This window comes from Pigmentiphaga daeguensis, from assembly GCF_039523035.1.
In the GTDB taxonomy this organism is placed as follows: domain Bacteria; phylum Pseudomonadota; class Gammaproteobacteria; order Burkholderiales; family Burkholderiaceae_B; genus Pigmentiphaga; species Pigmentiphaga daeguensis.
The window spans coordinates 262535-282239 of the sequence record NZ_BAAAEN010000002.1 but is presented as its reverse complement, the minus strand read 5'-3'; the positions used below and the strand labels follow the sequence as shown (position 1 = coordinate 282239).

Genomic DNA, 19705 nt, shown 5'->3' with positions numbered 1-19705 from the left:
AATACGTCAACGCGCCCAGCGCTTCTCGAAATCCCACACCTCCCCGAAGCCGATCAGTTCGCAGAACTCCCTGAAATCGGCCATGGGAATGTCGGGCGACAGACTGGTGCCCGTCTCCTTGAGGTGGCGCAGCGCCTTTTCCATCGCCGCGGCCGCGACCAGGCTGGTCATGGCCGGAAAGATCGCGAGCGAGAAACCAATTTCCTTGAGCACATGAGCCGGCAGGATCGGGGTCTTGCCGCCGTCGGCCATGTTGGCGATCATGGGCAGGTCGAAGGCCTCGCAAACGCGGCGCATTTCCTCTTCGCTCTGGGGGGCCTCGAAGAACAGGATATCGGCGCCGGCTTTCGCATAGGCTTCCATGCGGCGCATGGCGTCATCCACGCCCAGGCTGGCGCGCGCATCGGTGCGGGCGATGATGAGGAAGTTTTCCTTGTCTTGCCGGGCATCGCAGGCAACCTTGATCTTGTCGACCATGTCCTCGATCGGTACGCAACGCTTGTTGGGCGTATGGCCGCACTTCTTGGGAAACTCCTGGTCTTCCAGCTGGATGGCGGTGACGCCGGCTTCCTCGTAGCCGCGTACGGTGTGGTGCACATTGAGCAAGCCGCCATAGCCCGTATCCGCGTCGGCGATCAGTGCCGCCGAGGTCGTGCGCGTGATGGTGCGCATGCGATCCACCATCTGGGTATAGGTGGCGATGCCGGCGTCCGGCAACCCCAGGTTGGAGGCCGTGAGCCAATAGCCCGAACCGTAGACGATGTCGAAACCGACCTTGGTGGTCATGATGGTGGCGATCATGTCCTGCACGCCCGGGATGACGATGAATTCGCCGCTGGAGAGTTTTTGTCTGAGAATCGGATTGGCCATGCGGCCTCCACTAAGCGAAGAAAAGGGAACCATTCAGTCCATGGACGCCAGCCAGGGCCGGTCGCGCTGGATACGCCCTTCATAGGCGCGCAGCGCCGCGTCGTGACGCAATGTGCGGTCTATCTCGTCCTCGGCCGAAAGCAGTTGTTCCGCATGGCCGTCGGCCAGTGTGATCGGGATGGCGCCGCCATCCGGGAGCGTGAGAGTCCGCTGCGCCACCCGCAGGCGCAGCATGGGCTGGGCCGGCCCCGCCCATGCCCGTACCAGGCGTTCGTGGTCGGCCGGCGTCACCGTGGCAGGCACCAGGCCGTTCTTCACGCAGTTGTTGCGGAAGATATCGCCGAAGGAAAGGGCCACGACCGCCCGCACGCCATAGTCCGCCAACGCCCACACCGCATGTTCGCGCGACGATCCGCAGCCGAAGTTGGAAAGCGCCACCAGCACGCTGGGCGGCTCGGCCTGTTCCATGAAGGCCACCTCGGGCCGGCCTTCGGCCCGCCAGTCGGCGAAAAGGTGCGCCCCCAGGCCCGTGCGGTGCACCGCGCGCAGGAAGCGGCCGGGAAACAGGGCGTCGGTATCGATATCGTCGCGCGGCAGCAGGACGGCGCGGCCGTGGACTTCCGCAATGACTGCTTTCATGCCAGGTACTCCCGGGGATCGGCCAGGCGGCCCCGAAGGGCGGATGCCGCCACCGCGGCGGGACTCATCAGGTGGGTCCGCCCCCCCTGCCCCTGCCGGTTCTCGAAATTGCGGTTGGAGGTGGATGCGCAGCGCTGGCCCGGCATCAGGCTGTCGCCGTTCATGCCTATGCACATGGAACAGCCGGACTCTCGCCACTCGAAGCCGGCGTCGACGAAAACCTGCGCCAGGCCTTCGGTCTCGGCCGCGCGCTTGACGCTGGTCGAGCCCGGCACCACCAGCGCGCGCACGCCCGCGGCGACACGACGGCCGCGCACCACTTGCGCGGCGGCGCGCAGGTCTTCCAGGCGGCCGTTGGTGCACGAGCCGATGAAAGCCACGTCGATGGGCACCGAAGCGAGCGGCTGGCCGTGTTCGAGACCCATATAGGCCAGGCTCTCCCGCAGGCGGTCGCGGTCGGCGTCGTCCCTGGGCACGATCCCGTCGCCCACGCGGCCCGAGAACGGGGCGCTGTCGGCCGGCGTCGTGCCCCAGGTCACGAGCGGCATGATCCCGTCGGCGTCGAACTCGACGTAACGGTCATAGTCGGCCGTCTCGTCGGTGCGCAGCGCGGCCCAGGCCTGTGCCGCCTGTTCGAAATGTTCGCGCGCCGCCCCCTGGACCCGTTCGCGCAGGTAGGCCAGCGTGATGGCGTCGGGCGCAATCAGGCCGAAGCGCGAGCCGGCCTCGATGGTCATGTTGCACAGCGTGAGCCGCGCCTCCATCGAGAGCGCCTGCACCAGCGGGCCCAGGTATTCGATGCCATGGCCGGTCCCGCCGCTGGTGCCGATGTGGTGGATCAGGGCCAGCGCGAGATCCTTGGCATAGACTCCCGCGGACAACTGCCCCGAGATCCGGACACCCATCGTCTTCGGCTTGCGCATCCAGAGGCTCTGGGTGCTCATCACATGGCCCACTTCCGAGGTGCCTATGCCCCAGGCCAGCGCCCCCAGCGCGCCCAGCGTGGCACTGTGCGAATCGCCGCAGACCACGGTGCTGCCCGGCAGCACGTAGCCCAGCTCCGGCGCGATGACGTGCACGATGCCTTGCAGCGGATGGTCGAGGTCGAACAGGCGCATGCCCGTGCGCCGGGTATTGCGCCGCAGCGTGGCGATCTGCTCCCGGCTTTCCGCATTGGGAATGTTCGACAGCCGGTCGGCCGTGGTGGGTACATTGTGGTCCTGCACCGCGATGTGCCGCCGCGGCGAACGCAGCGAGCGGCCGGCCTCGGCCATGCTGGCGAAGGCTTGCGGGCTGGATACCTCCTGCACCAGATGCCGGTCGATATAGATCAGGTCTTCGCCGGAATCATTGCGGGCGACCGAGTGTTCCGCCCAGATCTTGTCGAATAGCGTGGTCATGGCTGCGAGGCCGCCACTGGCTCGTACCACGGCAGTTCCGGCCGGTTGCCGTAGCGACGCACGCGGATGTTGGCCTGCTCGCCATGCCCCGCGAAATTCTCCATATGGCACAGGCGCGAGCAGTATTCGCCGATCTCGGCACTGGCCGCGTCGGTCGTCACGTGCTGGAAGGTGCAGGTCTTCAGGAACTTGCCGACCCACAAGCCGCCGGTGTAGCGCGCCGCCTTGTTGGTGGGCAACGTGTGGTTGGTGCCGATCACCTTGTCGCCGAAGGCGACGTTCGTGCGCGGCCCCAGGAACAGCGCGCCGTAGTTGGTCATGTTTTGCAGGAACCAGTCCGGATCGCGGGTCATCACCTGCACGTGCTCCGAGGCCAGCTCATCCGCCTTCTGCAGCATTTCTTCCCGCGTATCGCAGACGATGACCTCGCCGAACTCCGCCCACGAACGAGCCGCGATCTCGGCGGTGGGCAGGATCTTGAGCTGCCGTTCCACTTCGGCCATGGTGGCGTGCGCCAGCGCTTCGCTGTCGGTCAGCAGCACGGCCGGCGAAGTCGGCCCATGTTCCGCCTGTCCAAGCAGGTCGACCGCGCAGATTTCGCCATCCACCGACTCGTCCGCGATGACCAGCGTTTCGGTAGGGCCGGCAAACAGGTCGATTCCCACGCGGCCGAACAGCTGGCGCTTGGCTTCCGCCACGAACATGTTGCCCGGACCGACCAGCATGTCCACCGGTGCGATCGAAGACGTGCCGACCGCCATCGCCACCACGGCCTGCACGCCGCCCAGGACCAGGATCTCGTCCGCGCCCGCCATGTGCATCGCGGCGACGATGGCCGGGTGGGGTTCCCCGTGGAAAGGAGGCGCGGTAGCCACCACCCGCTTCACGCCCGCCACCTTCGCGGTCAGCACGCTCATGTGCGCCGACGCCAGCAGCGGATACTTGCCCCCGGGGATGTAGCAGCCGACCGCGTTGAGGGGAATATGGCGGTGCCCCAGGAAAACGCCGGGACGAGTCTCGACCTCCACGTCCAGCATGGATTCGCGCTGGATCCGGGCGAAGTTGCGCACCTGCGCCTGGGCGAAGCGAATGTCGTCCAGTTCGCCGGACGAGAGGCTCTTCATCGCCCGCTCGATGGCCGGCCGCGACAGGCGGAAGTCCTGCGGATCCCAGTTGTCGAATTTCCTGCTGTACTCGCGGACGGCCTCGTCGCCGCGAGCCTCGATGTCGCGGATGATGCCCTCGACGGTGTTGCGGACGGCGACGTCGTCGTTGGCACGGGCCTGGACATCACGGCCGCGCTTGAGATAGCGAATCATGGCGTCTCCTGATCGTGTTCAGTAGTGCGACAACAGGCGCCCCAGCCCCTGGACCTTGTCCTGGATGCCGCACTGGCGCAGCGCGTGCCAGTACGTGGCCGTGTTGATCGCGATGACGGGCTTGTCCAGGAAGAGTTCGGCGGCGGCGGCCAGCCGGACCATGGAGAGATTGGTACCGAGTTGCACGATGGCGTCGACGTCATCGCCATTGAGCTCGTTTATCGCGTCGCGGCACATCTGGTCGGTGGTATGCGCGATCTGGACCGGGCTCGGGCGGCGCAGGCAGATGTCGCGCACGACCGTGAAGCCGCAGTCCTCGAAAAACTGCCGCGCTTCCGCATTCGCCACGGGGTAGTAGGGAGAAAGAAAGGCAATCCTGCGCGCGCCGTAGGCATTCAACGCTGCCTCCAGCGCGAACGAACCGCAGCTCACATCCACGCCCACGTGCTCGCGCATCTTTTCCAGATACGCCTGAGCCCCTTTCTTGCCCCCCCAGAACATTACCGCCGACATGCCCATGATCAGGTATTGCATCTCGCAGGTCTTGAGCACACTGGCCGCCTGCATGGTGTTGCCCGAAATCGACTCCATCATGTGCACGAAGCTCTCGTCACTATCGACCTTGAAGTCGGGAATCTCGATGCGGCTGTAGTGGTTGGTGACGCCTACCGGGCGCATGTCGTCGAAATCCGGTTGCACGATGGTATTGGTCGACGGTCCAATCACGCCGAACTTCATCCGATAACCCAGGTGATCCATGGCTTGCTCCTCAAGAAAAAAGTGAAATCAGTTCGTCGCGATCCATCACGTCCGCATACTTCTGCCCCATGTCGAACAGGCTGGCTTGGTGCGGGCCCATCGCGCGGTCGCCCACGCAATCGGCCACCACCACGGTCAGGAAGTTGTGCTGCATGGCGTCAAGCGCAGTTGCGCGTACGCAGCCGCTGGTGGTGCAACCCACCACCACCGCGGTGTCCACGCCCTTGCCGCGCAGCCAGTCGGCCAGGCCTGTCGCGAAGAAAGCCGAGGCGCCCTGCTTGCGCACGATGTACTCGCCGGCGGTTGGCGCGAGCCCCGGGACGATCTGCGAACACTCGGCTGTTTCGGTGAATCGGGTCAGGCTCGGTGTCTTGCGGCAGAAAACGTTGTGATCGCTGCCATCCTCGGCATACACCATGCGCGCATGCGCGATTGGCCAGTTGCGCTGACGGAAGGCATGCAGCAGGCCTTGCGTGCGTTGCGCCGCCTCGCTCACATGCGCGCCTCCCAACAGCGCCGGATCGACGAAACCATTGATGAAATCGACCAGCACCAGCCCGCACTGGCGTCCCACGCCGCTTGCATGTCCCAGGCCCTGGCGCTGGTAGACATCCAGTTCATCCATGTCCTTCCCCTTCAGGTCACGCAATTTCCGCCGCGCGCTCCAGCGCGTCGAACATCGAGGTCTTGCGGATATAGTCCAGCGACGCGACCGGGTCGGTCGCGGTGGCGCGCAGCTCATCGTGGATGCGGGAGCGCACGGCCTCGTCGCGTTCTTCGATCATCTTCTTGTTGCGCGCGGTGTTGGCGTTGATGTATTCGATGGCGACGGTGCGGCGCTGGCGTTCATACAGGTCGAGCAGTTCGATGGGCGCGCGTCCGGCCAGGACCTCGATCAGCTTGCCGGTCAGGTTGAAGGCGTCATGCACGCCGCCATTCATGCCCATGCCGCCCAGCGGGTTGTTGATGTGCGCGGAGTCTCCCGCCAGCAGTACCCGGCCCTTGCGAAACTGCGCGGCCACGCGCTGGTGCACCTTGTACAGCGTGCGATGAACGATCTGGTAGGGCCGCGGCTGGGGCAGCAGGCCTTGCAGGCGTCGCTCGATGACGGCATCCGAGAGGACCCGCTCGTCGGACTCGTGCTCGGGCGTGGGAAACAGCACGCGCCACAGCGACGGCACCTTGAGCAGCACGCACCATTCCTCCGGATCCGAGATGTAGTTCACCAGCGACAGGTTCTCGAAGTGCTGCTCGAACGGGAACTGCGTCGACACCACCAGGAAACGCTCGGGATAGGTGTAGCCCTCGAATTCGATGCCGACGCTGTTGCGCACCGCGCTCCAGGCGCCATCCGCGCCGATGAGAAAGTCGCCGCGGGCGGTCTCGATGCCGTCGGCCGTGCGCAATTGCACCGTGACGCCGCCTTCGTCCTGCTGCACCGACTCGACCGCGCAGCCGAACCGCACTCTGGCATTCGGATAACTGGCCAGTTTCTTGACCAGCTCGTCGTTGAGCTTCCACTGCTCGCATTGCAACCGGAAGGGATACTTGGTGCTGCCGGCCAGCCGAGCCAGATCGAACTCGGCGATCAGTCCCTTGCGACGGTCCCGCTGCTGGGTATAGCGCGCCTTCAGGCCGGCCTCGACCAGGGGGTCGGCAATACCGTAGCGATCGAGCATATCGAGCGTGGGCGGATGAAAGGTCGAGGCACGCAGGTCCTCCATCACGCTGGCATTGCGCTCGAACAACTCGACTTCGATCCCGGCATCGGCCAGCACCATGGCACTGACCAGGCCCACCGGGCCGGCCCCGGCCACCAGAACTCTTGCTTTGGGCATCTCTTTCTCGCTTTGTACACAATCTGAGAAAAATTATGAGCCAAAGAAAACCGCCAGTCCAGCGCTTAGTTCCTTTTCAAACTTTCCCGCCCATGCACCAATCAAGCGCAAACTGGCGAAAACAAACGCCAAAATGGTGAATTCGAAAATTTTCTCGGGGTTTTCACCAAAACATCGAACCAATCGAGCAAATAAGGATTAGGATTGGATTGTGTACAAAACAAGACATCCTCAGGATGCCATCGTGGCAGTCGCCGCCCCTCCCGAACACAACCGAGGAACCACCATGCTTCGACCGCTTCTAGCCTCCCTGCACATCGCGGCCGCCGTCGCGATCCTTCCCGCAACGGCCAACGCACAGTCCTACCCCAGCAAGCCGGTACGGATCATCGTCCCCGCAGCCGCGGGCGGCACTTCGGACATCGTTGCCCGGCTGCTTGCGATGAAGCTGCAAGAGTCCATGGGCAAGCCTTTCATCGTGGAATACAAGGCCGGTGCCGGCACCAACCTCGGCAGCGACTACGTGGCCAAGGCGGCACCGGACGGCTACACGCTGCTGCTCAATGGCATCTCGATGGCGACGAGCCAGGTGCTATATCCCGACCTGCCGTATAACCCGCTGAAAGACCTGACACCGATCATCGAAGCCGCCGCCATGTCCAACGTGATCACGGTCAATCCCCAGTTGCCGGTCCACAACCTGAAGGAACTCATCGCGCTGGCGAAGAAGAACCCCGGCAAGTACAACTACGGCTCGCCCGGTTTCGGCAGCTCCGCCAGCCTGTCCGGCCAACTGCTCGAGATGAAGACGGGCGCCAAGCTGACGCACGTGGCCTACCAGGGCAACGCCCAGGCGACGAACGATCACCTCGCGGGGCTGCTGGAGGTCGGCTTCGTCAACCTGCCCGTGGCATTGCCGTTCGTGAAATCCGGCAAGCTGAGACCGCTGGCGGTCACATCCTCGACCCGTTCGTCGCTGTTGCCCGACGTGCCCACGGTGGCCGAGGCCCTGAACATCGACTATGAACTCACGGGCTGGTTCGGCCTGCTGGCCCCGGCCGGCACGCCCGGCGACATCATCGCCAAGCTGCACAAGGCCTCGGCCCAGGCCCTGGCCGACCCCTCCTCGCGCGAGACGATCATGAACGCGGGCGCCGAAGTGGTTGGCGGATCGAGCGCCGACTTCGCGCGCACACTGCGCGTGGACACCGAGCGCCTGACGGAGCTGGTCAAGCAATCGGGCGCCTCCGTCAACAAATAGCCCGTCCCGGGAAAGCCAGGATGCTCGAGCAGGGGTCCGTGGCACGCCTCGTGCCCGGACCTCGACGATGGACCGACCGACAACGCAGGGAGCACGTACCATGCGTAACACGCGACTCAAGGCCAGCTGCTTCGCACTCATGGTTGCCATCTCGGGTGGCGCCCACGCGGCTCAACCGGAGGACGCCTACCCCACCCGGCCGATCAGGATGATCATCGGCGGCGCGGCGGGAGGATCCTCGGATGTCTTTGCGCGCGCCATCGGCGACCACATGGCATCGACGCTCGGACAACCCGTCATCGTCGAATACAAGCCCGGAGCAGGTACGAACATCGGCACCGAATACGTCGTACGCGCCAAGCCGGACGGCTACACCATCCTCATCAACGGCTTGCCCATCGTGGCCAACCCCCATCTTTTCTCCAACCTGGGCTTCAACCCCGCGACCGACCTGGTGCCGATCTCGGGAGTCGCCAAGATGACCAACGTCATCACCGTCAACGCGTCGGTTCCGGTCAAGTCGCTGCCCGAACTGGTAGCCGAGGCCAGGAAATCGCCGGACCGGTTCGTGTACGGCTCGCCCGGCGAAGGCACCTCCAGCCACATCGCGGGCGAAATGCTGTCCGCCCGGACCGGCGCCCGATTCACCCACACGCCCTATCGCGGCAACGCCCAAGCCATGACCGACCTGCTGGGTGGCACGCTGCAGATGGGATTCGTCAACACGCCCGTGGCCGCCCCCTTCCTTAAGGAAGGCCGCCTGCGCGCGCTGGCCGTTACGTCAAAGACCCGATCGCCGCTACTGCCTGACGTGCCGACCGTGGCCGAAGCCCTGAACCTGCCGGACTTCGACTTCAACGGCTGGTTCGGCCTGTTCGCGCCCAGGGGAACGCCACCCGCGATCATCGCCCGCCTCGAACAAGCCGCCGGCAAGGCGCTGGCCGACCCCAAAGTGGACAAGATCTTCGTCGATGCCGGCGCCAGCGCCATGGAGCCCGGTGCGGCCAGCTTCGCCAAGTTCCTCACGGAGGAACGGAACAAGATCGACCCGCTGCTGGACAAGCGCAGCAAGTAGCGGCCCCGCCGACCGGAGAGCGGTCGCGCGCCGCCCTCCGCCCCTGCCTCCCCCTCCCCCGGACCGCCATTGCGCCCCACGCGCACGGTTTATTTTTTAAATAAAAATCATTATTATTCTTCTTTTTCTCGGTTCCCATGGAGGACCGATGTCGACCCTGACGCTTCGCATCTGGGCCTGGCCGCTCGCGCTTGGCATCCTCACCATCACCGGACTGCTCAGCGCCCTCGTGTCCGATACCTGGGGCGACGCCTGGTCCTGGGTCGGCCTGGGCACCCCGGTCGCAGTCATGCTCTGGTTCGGCTTGCGCCGCCGTCCCGTCCGGGCCCGCGCCCATGGATCGCCCCACCGCTCATGAACGTCTCGACCCACTCCGCCGGCACCCGCGGCCCCACCACCTTCACGAAGGACTGACGCATGTCCGCCCGCTCGCTCAAGACCTGGGCCTGGCTGCACAAATGGAGCAGCCTGGTCTGCACGGTGTTCATGCTGCTGCTGTGCCTGACGGGCCTGCCGCTGATCTTCCACCATGAAATCGGCCACCTGCTGGGAACCGAGGTCGAAGCGCCCGCGATGCAGGACGACAGTGCCCGGGTCAGCCTGGACCGCATCCTGGAAGTCGCGCATGCGCGCTACCCCGAACGGGTCATCCAGTTCGCCTCGCAAGACGAGGATGACGAGCGCATCTGGTTCGTCACGCTTACCCCCACGCCCGCCCCCACCGACGATTTCCGTTCCGTGGCGGTGGATGCGCGCACCGGCGAGATCCTGGCCGAGCCGCGCTTCGACGAAGGCTTCATGTACGTGATGCTCAAGCTGCACGTCGACCTGTTCGCGGGCCTGGCCGGCAAGCTGTTCCTGGGTTTCATGGGGCTGCTGCTGCTCATCGCCATCGTCAGCGGCACCGTCCTGTACGGTCCCTTCACGAAGAAGCTGGACTTCGGCGAGGTCCGGCGCCATCGCACCAAGCGCGTGAAATGGCTGGACCTGCACAATCTGCTGGGCATCGTGACCCTGGTCTGGGCCTTCGTCGTCGGTGGCACGGGCATGATCAATACCTGGGCCGACCTGATGATCAAGTATTGGCAGTACGATCAGCTCAGCACCCTGCTCGCGCCCTATCAGGGCCAGCCCCTCACGCCGGCGCCCGAGCGGGCCTCGCTGCAGCGGTCCATGGAAGCAGCCAAGGCGGCCGCCCCCGGCACCCGCCTGTCGTTCATCGCCTTCCCCGGCACGGCGTTCTCCAGCCCCCACCACAACACCTTCTTCCTGGCCGGCAACGAACCGCTCACCTCCAAGCTGCTGCAGCCGGTGCTGGTCGACGCCAAGACCGCCGAGGTCACCGCGGCGCCCAGGCTGCCCTGGTACCTGACGGCGCTCCTGGTCTCTCAGCCCTTGCACTTCGGCGACTACGGCGGCCTGCCCATGCAGATCATCTGGGCGCTGCTGGACATCGCGACCATCATTGTGCTTGGCAGCGGCCTGTACCTCTGGCTCAGGAAGCGGCAACCCGCCACGGCGGCGCGGCGCAAGCAGGCCACGGCGTCCGCGTGACCGCGCCGCCCCCCTTGGGGGCGCGGCGCGGGGGGCGCGGACTCGCAGCCTACATGTTGGCGATGACCGATTCCCCGAATCCCGAGCACGACACCTGGGTCGCGCCCTCCATCTGGCGCGCGAAATCGTAGGTCACGCGCTTGGACTGGATGGTTCGCTCCATGGCCGGCAGGATCAGGTCGGCCGCCTCGTGCCAGCCCATGTGCTGCAGCATCATGCGGCCCGACAGGATCTCGGAACTGGGATTGACGTAATCCTTGCCGGCGTACTTGGCGGACGTCCCGTGGGTGGCTTCGAACACGGCCACCGAATCGCTCATGTTCGCGCCCGGGGCGATGCCGGCGCCCCCGACCTGCGCGGCCAGCGCCGATGAAAGATAGTCGCCATTCAGGTTGGGCGTGGCGATCACGTCGAACTCGACCGGGCGCAGCAGCATGGTCTGCGAGAACGTGTCGATCAGGCAGTCCTTGATCAGGACGTCCCGGCCGGTGCGCGGGTTGCGGATGCGGCAGAACGGCCCCGCGTCTATGGTCTCGGCGGCGAATTCGCGGCGGGCGATCTCGTAGCCCCAGTCCCGGAACGCGCCCTCGGTGTACTTCATGATGTTGCCCTTGTGCACCAGCGTGACCGAGCGGCGGTCGTGGTCCAGGGCATACTGGATGGCCTTGCGCACCAGGCGCTCGGTGCCCTCGCGCGAGACCGGCTTGATGCCGATGCCGGAGGTGGCCGGGAAGCGCAGGTGCTTGGCCCCGAGTTTCTCCTCCAGCACGGTGATCAGCTCCACGGCCTCGGGCGAACCCGCGGCGTACTCGATCCCGGCGTAGATGTCCTCGGAGTTCTCGCGGAAGATGACCATGTTGGTCTTCTCCGGCTGCTTCAGCGGCGACGGCACCCCGCGCAGGTACTGGATGGGCCGCAAGCAGACGTACAGGTCCAGCGCCTGCCGCATCATCACGTTCAGCGAACGGAAACCGCCGCCCGGCGGCGTGCCCAGCGGGCCCTTGATCGCGACGACGAACTCGCGCAATGCGGCCACGGTCTCGTCGGGCAGCCAGCCCCCCTCGCCATACAGCGTGGTCGCCTTGCGACCGGCGTAGATTTCCATCCAGTGGATGCGGCGGGCCTCGCCATAGGCCCTGGCCACGGCCGCATCGATCACCTTCAGCGCCACCGGCGTGATGTCGCGCCCGGTGCCGTCGCCCTCGATGTAGGCGACGATGGGCTGGTCGGGCACGTTGAGGGAGAAATCCGCGTTGACGGTGATGCGGCTGCCCTGGGCGGGCACCTGGATATGCTTGTAGGAAGACATGCGGCGTTTCCGAACGATCGTTGAAGCAAGCCGCGGCGCGGCCCTGTCACATCCCGTGGATTATCCCGTATTCGGCCGGGCGGCGCACGCGGCCGGCGGCGGGGCGGGCCCGGCGCGGCGGGTACAATGCCCGGATGATGTTCAATCCTACCCGAGACCAGGTCCGCCAGTTCTTCACCGAGACCTGGCGCAAGCATCGCGCCGGCGAAGTCCTGACGCCGCTGGAAGCCACCGCGCTGGACTGGATCCTGGAACACCCCGAATACCACGGCGACCTCGAGAACCCCGAGGCCGCCCAGGCCGACTACAGCGTCGAGGCCGGCCGCACCAACCCCTTCCTGCACCTGTCCATGCACCTGGCGATCGCCGAACAGCTCTCGATCGACCACCCGCCCGGCATCCGCGACGCCTACCAGCGGCTGGCCCAGCGCAAGGGCGCCCACGAAGCGGCGCACGAAATCATGGAATGCCTGGGCCGCGTCGTATGGGAAGCCCAGCGCCTGGGCACCCCGCTCGATACCGATGCCTATATCGAGCTGATCCGCCAGCGCGCCGGCTCGTAGGCCGCCGCATTCCCGCCACGCGGTCCTTCAGCAGGCCGGCCACGACATGGACGTCAAGCAGCTCCGATACTTCGTCGCCATTGCCCAGCAGGGCAGCCTTTCCGCGGCGGCGCGGCGCCTGCACGTGGTCCAACCGGCCTTGAGCCAGGCCCTGGCCGCCCTGGAAACCGAACTCGGCACGCCTTTATTCACCCGCGGCCCCACGGGCGTGGTCCCGACCACGTCGGGGACGGAACTGCTGCACCATGCGCTGGCCATCCTCAGGCAGATCGACCGGGCCAGGGCCGCCATCCAGTCCACCCTGGACACCGCCAGCGGCCCGGTGCGCATAGGCATCCTGCACAGCGCCGCGCCGGTCGCCTGCGCCCCGCTGTTCACCCGCCTGCGCCAGGAGGCCCCCGGCATCCAGCCCCAGTTGGTGGTGGGCTATTCCGACGCCCTGGCGCAGCGGCTGCGCCGCGGCGAACTGGACCTGGCCATGCTGGTGCTGGCCAGTGACGAGCGGGGGGAATCCGACGCGCATCTATACGAGGAAAACATCTGCCTGGTGACGCCGGCCAGCCATGCCGGCGGAACGCCGCCGGTGGAACTGCCGAGCCTCCAGGACTTTCCCCTGCTGCTGTCCATGGCACAGCCCCTGCACCAGTCGCTGCTTGCCCTGGCCCAGGCGCAGAAGCTCCGGCTGAACATCATGGGCGGCGTGGAGGACATTTCCTCGCTCCTCCTCTTGTGCGAGACTGGCCAATTCTCCACCCTGCTGCCCGAAGGACTGGCGGGCACGCTGACGCGAGGCACGTCGCTGGTCGTCCGACGCATCGCCCACCCCGCCTTTTCCCGCCGCGTGGTCGTACGCGCCTGCCCCGACCTGCCCAAGTCCCATGCCGTCATCGCGGCCGAGCGCATCATGAAGGCCACGCTGGCAAGCCAGGTTTGACTGCCCGCCATCACGCGGGGTGATGGCGCTCTCAAAACTTCCTATTACCGGTCAGCCGGCCCCAGCCGCTAGGATCTCGGCTCCGAGACCCTTCCTTCCACGAAGCAAAGCATGCGGCCCAATTTCCTGATGTTCATCGTCGACCAGCTGTGCGCCGATCACCTCGGCTGCTACGGCAACACCACGGTGCGGACCCCGAATATCGACCGGCTCGCCGAGCGGGGCTGGACCAGCTCGAACACCTACGTCGCCACGCCGATCTGCATGCCCAACCGCTCCAGCCTGATGACCGGCCGCATGCCGTCGGCCCACGGCGTCCGCCACAACGGCCTGCCGCTGGGGCTGGAAGCCGTGACCTTCCCGGAGCTGCTGCGCGAGGCGGGCTACGCCACGGCACTGATAGGCAAGTCGCATCTCCAGACCATGACGGACCATGCGCCGCTTCCCGATCCCAGGACACCCCGCCGGGCCCGCGACGGCGCCCGGCATTACCCCGGGGACTACCTGCAGGAAAGCGTCGCCAGCTGGCGCGGCCACGAATACCCCATGAGCCTGCCCTACTACGGCTTCGGCCATGCGGAGATCGGCATCGAACATGGCGACGACATCAACGGCCACTACCGGCAATGGCTGCGCGGCAAGTGCGCCGACGCGGAAACATGGATCGGCCGGTCCAATGCCCTGCCCAGCGACTACGAGCTGGCGGCGGTCGGCCAGGCCTGGCGCACGCGCGTACCCGAAGCCTTGCACCCCAGCGCGTGGGTAGCCGAGCGGACCTGCGACCGTCTGCGCGCCTATGCGCGGAACGATGCGCCGTTCTTCCTGTATGCCTCGTTTCCGGACCCGCACCATCCCTATACGCCGCCGGGCCGATACTGGGACATGTACCGTCCGGAGGACATGGCGCTGCCCGCGTCCTACCGCTCGGACACCCCGCCGCCCCACCTGGCGTGGCTGCGCCGCCAGCGCGACGCGGGGCGCGCCCACAAGACCTCCATGGCCTGCTTTGCCGCCACGGAACGAGAAGTACGAGAGGCAATCGCGCTCAACTACGGGGCCATCAGCTTCATCGACGCAAACATCGGCCGTGTACTGCAAACCCTGGAAGAATGCGGGCTGGCCGACAACACGATCGTGATCTTCACGGCCGATCATGGAGAATACGGCGGCGATCATCAGTTGCTGTTCAAGGGCTCCCTGCATTACCGCAGCCTGATACGTACACCGCTCATATGGGCCGCGCCGGACGCCCGGCGCGTGCGGGAAAACGGCCTGCTTTCGACCATCGACATCGCGCCCACGATTCTGGAAGCTGCCGGCGTCGAAGCCTGCAACGGCATGCAAGGCATGTCCTTCCTGCCCTCGATCCAGGCGCGGCCGTTCCAGGCCCGCGACGCGGTACTGATCGAAGAGGAAGGCCAACGGACCTATTTCGGCTTCGACGCCCCCGTCCGGATGCGAACCCTGGTCCATCCCCGCTACCGGCTCAGCGTGTATGACGGCGTGGAATGGGGCGAACTGTACGACCGCCTGGACGATCCGCTCGAGTGCGCCAACCTCTGGGACAGCGCCGCCCACCGCGGCATCCGCGACGCCCTGATCCAGCAGTTGCTGCGCCAGGCCATGGCGCACCCGGACACCGCCCTGTCGCCGCTGGCCGTTGCGTGACGGAAAAGATACTCACAAGGAGACAACATGCCCCGCTTCGCAACATCCTGGCTGCTTTGCGCAGGCCTTGCCCCGCTCGCCTGGCAATCACCCGCCCTGGGCGACGACTGGCCGACGCGGCCGGTCAAGCTGGTCGTCTCGCACGCGCCCGGCTCGAGCACCGACATCGTGGCGCGATACATCGCAACCCAGCTTGCCCGCGGCTGGGCCCAGCCGATCGTGATAGAAAACAAGCCCGGCGGGCAAAACATCATCGGCGCCCAGGCCGTCACCCGCGCCTCGCCTGATGGCTACACGCTGTTCTACGGCACCACCAGCGCCCTGGTCAGTAATCTTTATACGATCAAGGGACTGCCCTACGATCCCGTCAAGGACTTCGTCCCCATCCGGTTCATCGGCTACAGCCCGTTCATGATCGCAGCCACCGCGGGGCTGAAGGCATCCACGCTGAAGGAGGCCTTGTCGGCCCCCGGCAAGGACGGCACGGGCCCTCGCGTCGCGACCGAAGGCGCCAAGACCTTCTCGGGCATACTGGCCAACACATTGGAATCGATGTCAGGAGCCCGCTGGACCACGGTGCCTTATTCGAAGTCCTCGGAAGCGCTGCAGGACACCATAGCCGGCCGGACCGACCTCGTCGTCCTGCCTGCCATCGTGGTGATGAATCATGTCGGGCAAGGCCGGCTGAAGGCCCTGGCGGTCAGCACCGCATCGCGGCTGCCGTCGATGCCGGACGTTCCGGCCCTGGGAGAAACTTTTCCCGGCTTCGGACTGGCCGGTTGGCACATGCTCGCGGCCCCCGCCGGCACGCCCGCTTCCGTCGTGGCGCGCCTGAACCGGGAACTCGACACGCTGCTGGCCAAGCCGGAAATCGCCCGACACCTGGCCTCCCTGGGCCTGGACACCGATCCGGCCCTGTCCACCGCCGACCAGAACCGCCGGTTCCTGCAACAGGAACACGCCACCTGGCAACGCATCACCCGGCAGACCGGCCTGCTCCCCGAATAAGCAAGGCTCCACACAGGAGCGAAATGGAAGACTGAGGATGCGGTGGATCCGGCTTTGCCGGTCCATCCGCATCGCCCCTCGGGACCCGGCGCCGGGCCGCCCCAAGGCGGGTCCCGGCCCCTTGGGGCTGCCGCATAGCGGCTGGGGCCCACCATTCTGGGCGCGCGTCAGCGCGTAGGAGGACCCTACTACTTACGTACGGCCAGGTTGCCAGGCAGGCTGGACAGGTACGCCGCCACATCCTCGATGTCCTTGTCGGACAGTTGGACGGCGAACGCACCCATGATGGCGTTCTTGCGGATGTTGGCCGACGGCGCGGCATTGGACTGGCCCCGGCGATACGCCTTCAGCGCATGCGCGAGGTAGTCGGGATGCTGGCCCGCCAGTTGGGGATAGCTGGGATCGATGGAGGTCTTGGCATCGGCACCGTGGCAGGAGGCACAGTTGATGCGATCGAACACCGCCTTGCCGGCGGCGATGTCGCCGGCGGCCTGGGCGGCCGACAGCGAGAGCAAGGCGCTGCCGACGAGGAAGGAAAGGCGCTGGATGGTCTTCATGGTCGGACGGCTCACTTCAGGCTGGAGTAATAGGCGGCCAGATCGGCGATGTCCTGCTCGGACAGGCTCTTGGCGATGCCAACCATGGAAGGATGCGTCCGCGCGCCGCTGGCGTACTCCTTCAGCGCCGCCTCGATGTACTTGGCGTTCTGCCCAGCAATCATCGGAACGTGATAGACCTCGGGAAAGCTGGCTTTGTAGCCCGGGATGCCATGGCAGCCTATGCACATGGAATTCTTGTCACGGGCGGCATCGGCGTTGCCGGTGATGGTAGCCGGCGGGGCCGATTGGGCCACGGCCGAGCCGACGACCGCACAGGCGGCCAGGGCGGCCAACGCGGGCAGCGCCCGCTTCGTTATGCTCAACTTCATTAGAACGCTCTATCAGAATCAAGGAAATCCCGATACCGGGCGGCGAAACGACTGAGCGGCAACGCCCGGCCCCCACAGGCCAACGAAGCGTCTCCGTTTTATTCCATCGAGAAACCGTATTGTTGTACTCAGGTCCGGTTTCCGTCTTTATTTAACCCCTAATGATACATCAGGAACAACCTCCGTCCGCCGCCCCTTTTGCGGGACGGGCGCCGGTTCACCCTGCCCGTCCGGAGTTTTCTTATACTGGGTGCTTCGCCCCCGCGGGGCCCTACCGCCAGCCCGACCATGCCCCAGTCCGTCTCGCCGTCCGCCGCCCGCTTCCAGGGCACCGACACCTACGTCGCCACCGACGACCTGACGCTGGCCGTCAATGCCGCGCTCACGCTCGAGCGCCCGCTCCTGATCAAGGGCGAACCCGGCACTGGCAAGACCATGCTGGCCGAGGAAGTGGCCCGGGCGCTGGGGCGGCCGCTGCTGCAATGGCACATCAAGTCCACCACCAAGGCGCACCAGGGGCTGTACGAATACGACGCGGTCTCGCGCCTGCGCGATTCGCAGTTGGGCGACGAGAAGGTGCGCGACATCACGAACTACATCGTGCGCGGGGTGCTGTGGCAGGCCTTCGCCTCGCCCGAGCCGGTGGTGCTGCTGATCGACGAGATCGACAAGGCCGACATCGAATTCCCCAACGACCTGCTGCGCGAGCTGGACCGCATGGAATTCCACGTGTACGAAACGCGTGAAACCGTGCGTGCCGTGCACCGGCCGCTGGTCATCATCACCTCCAACAACGAGAAGGACCTGCCGGACGCCTTCCTGCGGCGCTGCTTCTTCCACTACATCCGGTTTCCCGAGAAGGAGACCATGGAACGCATCGTCGAAGTCCACTACCCCGGCCTGAAGAAGGAACTGTTGTCGGCGGCGCTGGACAGCTTCTTCCAGCTGCGCGAGACCCCGGGCCTGAAGAAGAAACCGTCCACGTCCGAACTGCTGGACTGGCTCAAGGTCCTGCTGGCCGAGGACATCCCGCCTGAAGCCTTGAAAAGCACCGACCGCGAAGCCGCCGTGCCTCCGCTGCATGGCGCGCTGCTGAAAAACGAACAAGACGTCCACCTGTTCGAACGCCTGATCCTCATGGCTAGAAGCGGCAGACGGGCATGAAATCGCATCGATCCACCCCGCGCGTCATTCAGGGTGCCGCGGATCCGGCTTCGCCGGTCCGCCAGCGCCGCCCCCTGGGCCCGGCGCCGGGCCGCCCCAAGGCGGGCCCAGGCTCCCTCGGGGGGCTGCCGCGCAGCGGCGGGGGGCTCACCGTTCGGGGCGCGCGAAGCGCGTAGGGGGGGCCTCATGCTCATTGATTTTTTTTACCATCTGCGCAAGCACCAGTTGCCGGTCTCCATCAACGAGTACCTGACGCTGCTGGAAGCGCTGTCGCGCCGGGTGATCGCGCCGTCGGTGGACGAGTTCTATCTGCTGGCCCGGATGACGCTGGTCAAGGACGAAAGCCAGTTCGACCGCTATGACCGGGCCTTCGCCAGCTACTACAAGGGCATCGAGGCGGCCTTCCCGCCGGGCAAGGAGATCCCGGCCGAATGGCTGGTGCAGCGCTTCATGCGCGAGCTGTCGCCCGAGGACAAGGCCGCGATCGAGAAGCTGGGCTGGGACAAGCTGATGGAACTGTTCCGCCAGCGGCTGGAGGAGCAGAAGGAACGCCACGAGGGCGGCAGCAAGTGGATAGGTACCGGCGGCACTTCGCCCTTCGGCAGCGGCGGCTACCACCCCGAGGGCATCCGCATCGGCCAGGACAGCGCCGGCAACCACAGCGCGGTCAAGGCCTGGGACATGCGCAGCTTCCGCGACTACGACGACCAGGTGGAACTGGGCACGCGCAACATCAAGGTGGCCCTGCGGCGGCTGCGCCGCTTCGCCCGCGAAGGCGCCGACCTGGAACTGGACCTGGACGACACCATACGCAGCACGGCGCGCAATGCCGGGCACCTGGACATCCGCATGGTGCCCGAGCGGCACAATACGGTGAAGGTGCTGATGATGCTGGACGTGGGCGGCACGATGGACAGCCACATCCAGCGGATCGAGGAACTGTTCTCGGCCGCGCGCAGCGAGTTCAAGCACCTGGAAGTCTATTATTTCCACAACTGCCTGTACGACTGGGTCTGGCAAAGCAACCGCCGGCGCCACGCCGAGCGCGCCCACACCTGGGACGTGCTGCGCAAGTACAACCCGGACTGGCGCCTGATCTTCGTCGGCGACGCCACCATGAGCCCGTACGAGATCCTGCAGCCGGGCGGTTCGGTGGAATACCACAACACCGAGGCCGGCGCGGTCTGGCTGCAGCGCATGGCCGCGGCCTATCCCCGTTTCGTCTGGCTCAATCCCGAGCCGGAGGGCCTGTGGCCCTACCGCCAATCCACCGACATCATCCGGAAACTGATGCAGGGCCGCATGTATCCCGTCACGCTGAGCGGCCTGGAACAGGCCATGCGGCTGCTGTCCAAGTAGCATTCCGGGCCGCGCGGCGGGAACGTTGTCGCGGCCCGGCACTCCAATCCACTTCCT

General features: G+C 66.0%; 20 protein-coding genes. 10 read left to right on the top strand and 10 right to left on the bottom strand.

Annotated features, from left to right (window positions below; translation table 11 throughout):
- Positions 1 to 6: 6 nt before the first annotated feature.
- The 7 genes from ABD104_RS04085 to ABD104_RS04055 are packed head-to-tail and all read right to left on the bottom strand — an operon-like array spanning position 7 to position 6825.
- Positions 7 to 870 (bottom strand): isocitrate lyase/PEP mutase family protein, encoded by an 864-nt coding sequence (locus ABD104_RS04085; RefSeq protein ID WP_279818632.1) that lies wholly within the window; start codon positions 868 to 870, stop codon positions 7 to 9.
- A gap of 33 nt (positions 871 to 903) precedes the next feature.
- On the bottom strand, positions 904 to 1509 hold the full coding sequence (gene leuD / locus ABD104_RS04080) for a 3-isopropylmalate dehydratase small subunit (protein WP_087841426.1): 606 nt from the start codon (positions 1507 to 1509) through the stop codon (positions 904 to 906).
- The gene (gene leuC / locus ABD104_RS04075) at positions 1506 to 2909 is read right to left on the bottom strand and encodes a 3-isopropylmalate dehydratase large subunit (RefSeq protein WP_279818634.1); all 1404 of its coding nucleotides are present in this window, start codon (positions 2907 to 2909) and stop codon (positions 1506 to 1508) included. The genes leuD and leuC overlap by 4 nt, the downstream gene beginning before the upstream one ends.
- Positions 2906 to 4228 carry a histidinol dehydrogenase gene (hisD, locus tag ABD104_RS04070; protein WP_279818637.1) on the bottom strand — a complete coding sequence of 441 codons (1323 nt, stop codon included), beginning with the start codon at positions 4226 to 4228 and terminating at the stop codon, positions 2906 to 2908. Before hisD ends, leuC begins: the two co-directional genes overlap by 4 nt.
- A gap of 18 nt (positions 4229 to 4246) precedes the next feature.
- Complete coding sequence (locus ABD104_RS04065) at positions 4247 to 4987, bottom strand: maleate cis-trans isomerase family protein (RefSeq protein ID WP_087841429.1); 741 nt, start codon at positions 4985 to 4987, stop codon at positions 4247 to 4249.
- A 10-nt stretch (positions 4988 to 4997) separates the two neighbouring features.
- Complete coding sequence (locus tag ABD104_RS04060) at positions 4998 to 5612, bottom strand: isochorismatase family protein (protein WP_087841430.1); 615 nt, start codon at positions 5610 to 5612, stop codon at positions 4998 to 5000.
- 16 nt (positions 5613 to 5628) lie between these two features.
- Entirely contained in the window at positions 5629 to 6825 is a 1197-nt protein-coding gene (locus tag ABD104_RS04055) for an FAD-dependent oxidoreductase (RefSeq protein ID WP_279818640.1), read from the bottom strand.
- Between the two features lie 286 nt (positions 6826 to 7111).
- On the opposite strand from ABD104_RS04055, the gene ABD104_RS04050 reads away from it, so the two are divergent.
- From ABD104_RS04050 to ABD104_RS04035, 4 genes are all read left to right on the top strand, one after another.
- The gene (locus tag ABD104_RS04050) at positions 7112 to 8086 is read left to right on the top strand and encodes a Bug family tripartite tricarboxylate transporter substrate binding protein (protein WP_279818643.1); all 975 of its coding nucleotides are present in this window, start codon (positions 7112 to 7114) and stop codon (positions 8084 to 8086) included.
- 100 nt (positions 8087 to 8186) lie between these two features.
- Positions 8187 to 9161 (top strand): Bug family tripartite tricarboxylate transporter substrate binding protein, encoded by a 975-nt coding sequence (locus ABD104_RS04045; protein WP_279818646.1) that lies wholly within the window; start codon positions 8187 to 8189, stop codon positions 9159 to 9161.
- Between the two features lie 148 nt (positions 9162 to 9309).
- On the top strand, positions 9310 to 9519 hold the full coding sequence (locus ABD104_RS04040; protein WP_279818651.1) for a hypothetical protein: 210 nt from the start codon (positions 9310 to 9312) through the stop codon (positions 9517 to 9519).
- 59 nt (positions 9520 to 9578) lie between these two features.
- Complete coding sequence (locus tag ABD104_RS04035; protein WP_087841435.1) at positions 9579 to 10715, top strand: PepSY-associated TM helix domain-containing protein; 1137 nt, start codon at positions 9579 to 9581, stop codon at positions 10713 to 10715.
- A 49-nt stretch (positions 10716 to 10764) separates the two neighbouring features.
- Here the strand turns inward: ABD104_RS04035 and icd are convergent, their stop codons facing one another.
- Complete coding sequence (icd, locus tag ABD104_RS04030; protein ID WP_087841436.1) at positions 10765 to 12024, bottom strand: NADP-dependent isocitrate dehydrogenase; 1260 nt, start codon at positions 12022 to 12024, stop codon at positions 10765 to 10767.
- A 137-nt stretch (positions 12025 to 12161) separates the two neighbouring features.
- On the opposite strand from icd, the gene ABD104_RS04025 reads away from it, so the two are divergent.
- From ABD104_RS04025 to ABD104_RS04010, 4 genes are all read left to right on the top strand, one after another.
- The gene (locus tag ABD104_RS04025; RefSeq protein WP_087841529.1) at positions 12162 to 12587 is read left to right on the top strand and encodes a DUF1841 family protein; all 426 of its coding nucleotides are present in this window, start codon (positions 12162 to 12164) and stop codon (positions 12585 to 12587) included.
- A gap of 46 nt (positions 12588 to 12633) precedes the next feature.
- Positions 12634 to 13521 carry a LysR family transcriptional regulator gene (locus ABD104_RS04020; protein WP_087841437.1) on the top strand — a complete coding sequence of 296 codons (888 nt, stop codon included), beginning with the start codon at positions 12634 to 12636 and terminating at the stop codon, positions 13519 to 13521.
- Positions 13522 to 13632: 111 nt separating this feature from the next.
- Positions 13633 to 15189: a sulfatase family protein gene (locus ABD104_RS04015; protein ID WP_087841438.1), complete on the top strand. Its 1557-nt coding sequence runs from the start codon at positions 13633 to 13635 to the stop codon at positions 15187 to 15189.
- Positions 15190 to 15216: 27 nt separating this feature from the next.
- A complete protein-coding gene (locus ABD104_RS04010) occupies positions 15217 to 16197 on the top strand; it encodes a Bug family tripartite tricarboxylate transporter substrate binding protein (RefSeq protein WP_087841439.1) in 981 nt (326 codons plus the stop codon).
- A gap of 188 nt (positions 16198 to 16385) precedes the next feature.
- Here the strand turns inward: ABD104_RS04010 and ABD104_RS04005 are convergent, their stop codons facing one another.
- Together ABD104_RS04005 and ABD104_RS04000 are read right to left on the bottom strand one after the other, a co-directional pair.
- Positions 16386 to 16745: a c-type cytochrome gene (locus ABD104_RS04005; protein WP_371695904.1), complete on the bottom strand. Its 360-nt coding sequence runs from the start codon at positions 16743 to 16745 to the stop codon at positions 16386 to 16388.
- Between the two features lie 20 nt (positions 16746 to 16765).
- Positions 16766 to 17125 (bottom strand): c-type cytochrome, encoded by a 360-nt coding sequence (locus tag ABD104_RS04000; RefSeq protein WP_087841441.1) that lies wholly within the window; start codon positions 17123 to 17125, stop codon positions 16766 to 16768.
- Positions 17126 to 17413: 288 nt separating this feature from the next.
- Between ABD104_RS04000 and ABD104_RS03995 the strand changes: the two genes are divergently transcribed.
- Positions 17414 to 18289: an AAA family ATPase gene (locus ABD104_RS03995; protein ID WP_087841442.1), complete on the top strand. Its 876-nt coding sequence runs from the start codon at positions 17414 to 17416 to the stop codon at positions 18287 to 18289.
- Positions 18290 to 18475: 186 nt separating this feature from the next.
- Complete coding sequence (locus ABD104_RS03990) at positions 18476 to 19648, top strand: vWA domain-containing protein (protein WP_087841443.1); 1173 nt, start codon at positions 18476 to 18478, stop codon at positions 19646 to 19648.
- Positions 19649 to 19705 lie beyond the last annotated feature (57 nt).